4 protein-coding genes and 1 pseudogene are annotated in these 6,556 nt (G+C 41.8%); all 5 read right to left on the reverse strand.

The window, feature by feature from the left end; all coding sequences use genetic code 11:
- Position 1: 1 nt before the first annotated feature.
- Positions 2-463, reverse strand: a pseudogene (locus H6F93_RS35625) (IS1 family transposase); the annotation flags it as partial.
- 68 nt (positions 464-531) lie between these two features.
- Positions 532-708, reverse strand: coding sequence for a hypothetical protein (locus tag H6F93_RS02885; protein WP_190679091.1), 177 nt, complete (start codon positions 706-708; stop codon positions 532-534).
- A gap of 102 nt (positions 709-810) precedes the next feature.
- The gene (locus H6F93_RS02890) at positions 811-1,935 is read right to left on the reverse strand and encodes a hypothetical protein (protein WP_190679093.1); all 1,125 of its coding nucleotides are present in this window, start codon (positions 1,933-1,935) and stop codon (positions 811-813) included.
- Between the two features lie 9 nt (positions 1,936-1,944).
- Positions 1,945-2,904: a hypothetical protein gene (locus H6F93_RS02895; protein WP_190679095.1), complete on the reverse strand. Its 960-nt coding sequence runs from the start codon at positions 2,902-2,904 to the stop codon at positions 1,945-1,947.
- 16 nt (positions 2,905-2,920) lie between these two features.
- Positions 2,921-5,092 (reverse strand): dynamin family protein, encoded by a 2,172-nt coding sequence (locus tag H6F93_RS02900; RefSeq protein ID WP_190679105.1) that lies wholly within the window; start codon positions 5,090-5,092, stop codon positions 2,921-2,923.
- Positions 5,093-6,556: the final 1,464 nt, after the last annotated feature.

A 6,556-nucleotide genomic window follows, 5' to 3' on the forward strand; every position in this document is an offset into this window, starting at 1 on the left:
CTTGATGATCTGCCAACACGTAGGCTAGCAGGTGTCTGGTTTGATAGTCAATCGCATGCCATAGTCAACGCTTCTGTTTTTTACACCCAACAAAGCTCCACATCTCGTCTGCTTCAGCTTCCTCAACATGTTTCACAGCGCTTACAGAACTGGGCTGGAGTTGTTCTAACAGGGGTCGGTTGATCCGTTTAAGATGAAGACTTTTTTAATTCTTCAATCACTGTGGTTGGTTCAATCTTAAGAACCCGTGCCGTATCGCGAATGCCACTGCCATGGAGGACCATATCACAAATCTGTTGCCTCATAGCAGGTAAGTAGCCACGTTAGGAATACTCTAAAACAAAGCTGTGGCGAGTGCATTCGATGTTGCGACATTTATATCGCTGTTTGCCCTCAGGAGTCTTGCCCTATTTGACAATATTAGTACTGGTGCAAGTAGGGCAATGACAGGTTCAAGTACCATGACTGTGAATGAGCAAACAGATTTAAGTTGTTCCATTTTCTCTAATCCTCATCTCCATGTCTAGAACACTACCAAAAGTTTGAGCCACAAATTTGATAGTGAAACTTAATAAATGCTGAGGTGGTAAAAATAGTAAAATCCTTTTTTTTACAAAGGCTTTGCGGTGTCACGCCACGAATTTGCGAGCCGCGCCATTCTCTATGAAAACGTACAGCAATCGCCAGCGGAATGCGAATTGCCTCCATGGCATGACACGTAATCTTTTAGGAAACTGGTGAAACCTAAAACTATTGGAGTGTAGAAGTCTTAGTTTTTTCTTTACCTTAGGTTTTGTGTAGAGACAATATCTATTGTTTAACATCTGAAAGCTTTTGGACTATATATTCTCTTGTCTGTTCACCGACGACATTACCTTCGCTATCGAGCCCTTGCAAAGTTAAATGATGCTTTCCTTCAGTTTGAAATCCAAGGTATTCATAAAATCCATTAGACTTTAACTCTACTTCCTGACTTTCCTGATGATCTCGAATCAAAATTAACTTTTTGATTCGAGAGTCCGTTCTTCCAATGAGTAAAGGAATGGTTAGTCCTGCAAAAACTGGCTGTCCGCTGAAAGTTACTGCCGCAGAACTAGGTGGAGATGGACAGGATGGGGACAACCAGTTTCTAATAGGAGGTGCTAGCAATATGGTTGCAGTTAATGCTACGGAAAGTAATGATGGAAAAACAGTTTTAATCCAAAAATCTTTTGGAAAAAAATCTTTTGGATTAAAAATAGTATTGCCGTGGTTTAAAGGTTTTGCCGACGGTATGATTTCTTTTGGCATAGTTAATGTACCAGGCGCTCTATTAATTACCCTCCACAGTTGCGGTTCATTCGACTTTACTGGAGGTATCAAGCAAGTAAAAATAAAAGCCAAATCTTGCTTTTTGCTGGGTAGATAACTGTTCTCAATCTGCTCAGCAATCTTGGCAACTTTATCTGCTAAACATCTATCGTTATTCTCTATAGCAAGTTCGGTTTTAGGTTCAGAACCGTTAGACACAGCAAAATTTTCAGGTCTTAAATCAGAAAATGATGACTGAAATCCATAAGATTCTCTAACCTGGATTACTTTATCTATCTCTTGCTGCAAGGATTGATTAGACGACGTTGATATTTGGCTCTTCAACGCATAGGAAGCTAGTACTCGAAATGTAGATTCATCTTGAGAATTCTGACTGACCCACATAACAGAATTTCTGATCGGGCGATGGGCAATATCTTTGCGGTCGCTCTTCAACCCCGCTACCAATAAGCAAAGCTGCCCATTCCATCTCCCCAGCACTACAGAAAAATCTCTCAGTTCTGTAGAATCTATTACCAATGAGTACAGAGGGGGCTCTAAAGGCTCCATTCCGTCTGGACTAACTTTTAGCCAGATGTAGTCCTGCTTACGGGAAAATCCACGACTTTGAATAAAGATTTCCATATCATTCTCCTACTCAACGGTCAGCAGAAGCTGTCCCTGCACCACTTCAGAACTACTATCGCTGATACAGGCAAACGTGAAATGACGAATTGCATCCTTAAACTCTGTATCCTTGTTAAAAAGAGTACGAATAAATTGAGAGAACCCCCACAAACGCCGCTCGTCGTAGCACTTCAAAAGAAAACTCAATAAATAGCGAAGCACTTGTTCACTACCTTTAGGATTATATGTAGCTGCCGAATTCAACTTGCGGAACACAAATTGTGGTCCATCCTCGGTTAGATGAATGCGGGAGAAGAAGACACTGCCGACAGTTTGTACCGGTGTAATCACAACTGCAACTTTTGTTAGCAGTTCTTCCGAACCAAGATGGTTGAGTAAGTTCCTATAGTTTTCTTGAATTGCTTTATGTAACTTGCGGATCGATTCACGGTCTTGCATATATTTCTCACATTTAATAGGGGCTAGAATCACTAGCCGAGGCGAATTCAGATTGATGTAAGTATTCTCAAATAGTTCAGTAATCTGTTGGGGGATATTCACATATTCATGCCATTTACCACCCTCCTCCATAAGTGCTGCAGCATCAATTGCAATTAACACAGCAACGCACTCAGTCATTTGTTGAGTAAGGTATTCTTTCTTCTGCTCGTGGTACTTACCAGGGTAATCCAGAAATTGTAGAGTCAGCAGCGAGCTGTTTTTACCTCGTTTGCCTAAGTTGAAGCGAAACATTGAAACTTTATCAGATCCCGTTATTCCACCTTCTGCTTTGATACTGGAAAATGTGGCGGGAAGGGTTTTCAGTTCCTTCAAACGATTCTGTAAAAGATCCGCACTCTCACCGATCGCAGTTAATTGTAATTTCGTCTCACTGGCAACATCCTTAGATTGCTCGTACACAGCTGTGAGCAAGCTTGTTTTGCCCACACTGCTAGGTCCCAGCATCGTAATTTTTATCTCTGGCATTGTAAATATCCTTTGCTTAATTAAGGAGGTCGTTGAGGAGCAGTTTATTCGCATCTTCAACTCGCTCAATCAGTCGTTGCCAGTCTTTCCAAGCGTCAAACACTTCAAATTCACTAGACCAAACCTTAGTACGAACGCGTCGCAAGAACTTTTTCCACTGCGCTCTCACATCTTTTGCCCACAGCACACCATCGACAAACTCTTCTGCGATCGCAAACACAGCTTGGCTTGGTTCTTCCAGTAATCCCTTTGTTTCGTGGGAGCCTTTCAACGCTTGCTCACAGTTGTAAACGGCTTCTTTCTGTAATTCTTCTAAAGTTTCCAAAATATCCTGTGCGGTAGGCGATTTGGAAATTTGAGGACAGTTAAGTGCGCCAGGGGTAAGGGGATCAAGTTGGGGGCGAATGCGATGCTGAATCATTCCACGATATAGAAGGTCAAATCCTGCAAAGGTTTGAAAGACTTCTTTCAAGATGTGCAGATCGTTAGGAATTTGTTGAGCAACCTCGTTCAGAAACTCAGCTCCTTTTGCCTGTGAAAGCCCTGATAAACCACTGGCGTTAGCCAATGCAGTAGCCATTTCACCCTTTGCCTGATCCAGGGATTGCTTTAAGCCCTGATCCAGCGAGATAAATTTTTGCGAGAGCATCAAACGAACTTCGTTGAGGCACAATTCATAGGCTGTTTGAGGTCCTCCTTTGCTATCAATCCAGCCTTGAATAGTACTTAGAGGTGGAACACCTGTGTCTTCCCGACAATGTTGCAGTGTTTCCTCCATCTGCTTCTTAAATGCGGGATCAGGGTCATTGCGCCGACTGCGAATCTCACCCAATTTCGCCTTCAAACTTCCGGCCAATGCCTCCCAAAATTCCTCAAACAGATCGTCAACGCGTTCTTCCTCAGCAAAACTTGAGCTCTCATACCCCTGTCGTGCTTTTTCTAACTCTGCAACCACGTCCTCCTGAATTTGCTGCAAACTACTCTTGCACACAAACTGAAAATACTCTTCATCAAGGCGAAGATCAGGATTGGTTAGATGTGTCAAAACAGCATCCAACAACTGATTGGATGCTTCATGATTCGAACAATCAACAATTAAACATTCAACAACATCAAATGAAATAGTTTTTTGTAACTCTTTGCAACCACTCAAGTTGTCACCAGCACTAGATTGATGATTCAATACCATGAATGCTCGTTGAGCGATCTGGTTAAGCTCTCTCGCAGCATTGCGATACAAGACCGCATCTTCTTTTTCCCACTGGTACCGGATTGGGTCGGGTCTACGCACAAACAGGACAACATCTACTTCTTGCCTTAGAGTTCTTAGCATTAGAGCCTCGTCACCCAACTTAGTATCTCCTAAACCAGGAACGTCAACCAGTGCGATTTTACCAACATCCTCATTGCTAAAGCAGCAGTTAATTTTCGCTTCCTTTACTGCTAAATGCTTGAACGTCGTTAACTGATTTTGGCTATCCCTCTGTTGAGTAACGTACTCTTCAATTTCCTGTTTAGAAATTTCTTTTTCTCTAGGTTGTATGTCCGCTTGTAGGAGCGATCGATACTTATCTACATGCTCATGATAATCTTTGAGATGCTTGTAAACCTCAATCTTCAGCGCATCATCATCTACCAAGTCTGGCAATCGATTATATGCAAATGCATTCAGATTTACAGGTGCTTCATTCCAACCTAGCTCTTGCCAATATTCATGAATAACGTCCCGTAAAAATGATTCTTCTGAATGTAAAACAACTGAAACTTGAGTAGCACCCTCGTGATTGTATAAAACACTTCGGACTGCGGTGCAAGCTCGTCCTACTCTTGCCGGGATTTCAACATCGGTCAGTCCGCTAAAGCTTTGTAGCAAAGTACTTTTGCCCTGCCCCATTCGCCCGATAACGCCAACATTAAGTGTAGGTCTATCAAACCGGTTTCTCAGCTTCCTTAAAGTTTTTAGCTCGTTAGAGATACTGTCTTTGCAACGTGAAATGTTGACCATCTCTAAACGTTGCCTAACCACTTGACTTTTAGCTTGCCCAAGCACAGTCTGTCGGTAAGCTTCAAGACGTCCTAACTTGTCTGCTAAAAATTCCAAGTTAGCTTCAACTTGCTGAATCTTTTTTGCAAGCGGTTTACGTTTCTCAATGATTTGGTCAATGATAGCGCTTCTAGAAGTATTCATTGAATAGAAGGACTTATTGTTGTGACAGTACTATGACAAGAGCAACTGCAAGGAACCTTTACATTCCACAGCAGGATTGCTTTAGAATTAGAGTTCCCTTTTTTGAGGGGTTTATCACATTGGGTTAGCCTCATCTCAAACTGCATAATCCTGTGGACACGTTCACCATTGATGCTATTCACATGATCATGTCGTTTTGTCTGCACCAATGTGAAGATCATTTAAGTCCGGGGGCTACTACTTTAAGCGATGGAGCATGACCTATTCGAATGCGATCGCTGTATCAAAAGTCACTGGTAAATTGGGTTTAGAAGTTGTAGCGTAGCGGTTGCAGTCATACAAGATGAGACAAATTTTCTTCCCTAGGAGCAGAGTGAGGATGGGTAGCCACTCAGCGACAACTCCTTAAACAAAGCAATCTGCTTCCAACATAGAATCTAGTCGTAGGATTATTTCATAAGTGATAGGCGATCTCAGCGTGAAGGAAAACGGCTCCAACGAAATGACACGTAATCCTTCGCTTAAGCTAGAAAAGCCTGAAATTATTATTGTATATAGGTTTTAGCTTCTAAGCTAACGAAATGACACGAAATTCTTCGGCGATCGCAGAAAACGCTAAAGTCTTGCAAAACATGAGTTTCAATCAGTGACTAACGAAATGACATTTATTCCTTCGGTAGCCTCACGAAATGACACGTAATTCTTCGGTAGCGTTTTCTCTAAAAATTGGCGACTACAAAATCTCAAAGTCCTACCCTGTAAAGCTTTGAGGCAAAAAGCGGTTGTGACATTTATTTCTTCGGCTGTGACACTTATTTCTTCGCTCTACAAGCGAAGGAATAAGTGTCCGTTGTGACTGAGCACATTATATCGCGCAATTTCCGAATGACTTGCGCAATCTTACTTTTTTAAGTGTTTTTACTTACTTTCAAATAGCTTGCGCAAAATTATACCGTTTCCAAATGACTTGCGCAAAAAAATGACCCGCAGTACGAAACACTTGTAGGGCGGCTGAAATTGTTTTACATCAAGGTTTTTTGCTGATTTCTGCAAATCGGAAGTGAGCAAATGAATTGCGCAGATTCACTTTTTGGCAAATGAATTGCGCAGATTCACTTTTCGGCAAACGAATTGCGCAGATTTCCGCAATTTGCAAATGACTTGCGCAATTGTGAATAGCCAAAAAGTATGGCGTAATTCGCAAATTAGTGGCATGTTCAGCCTGCATTGCGCACTTTATGTACGTTTTCACAAAAAATGGTGCGGCTTTCAAATTCATGTGTACGTTTGCATGATAAATGTCGCTATTTGCACGATCATGTCGTTATTTGGCGATTCTTTGATAGATTACGGCGTTGTTGCATGATTGAGAATTGAGCCAATCAAGTTCTAAACTAGGTTGAGATTAAGCTTTAACTTCATAGCTATCAGGCTTTGCAACTTGGATCATGCGATTGAGAGCAG

This window comes from Leptolyngbya sp. FACHB-671 (genome assembly GCF_014695745.1).
Classification (GTDB): Bacteria; Cyanobacteriota; Cyanobacteriia; order Elainellales; family Elainellaceae; genus JAAUTN01.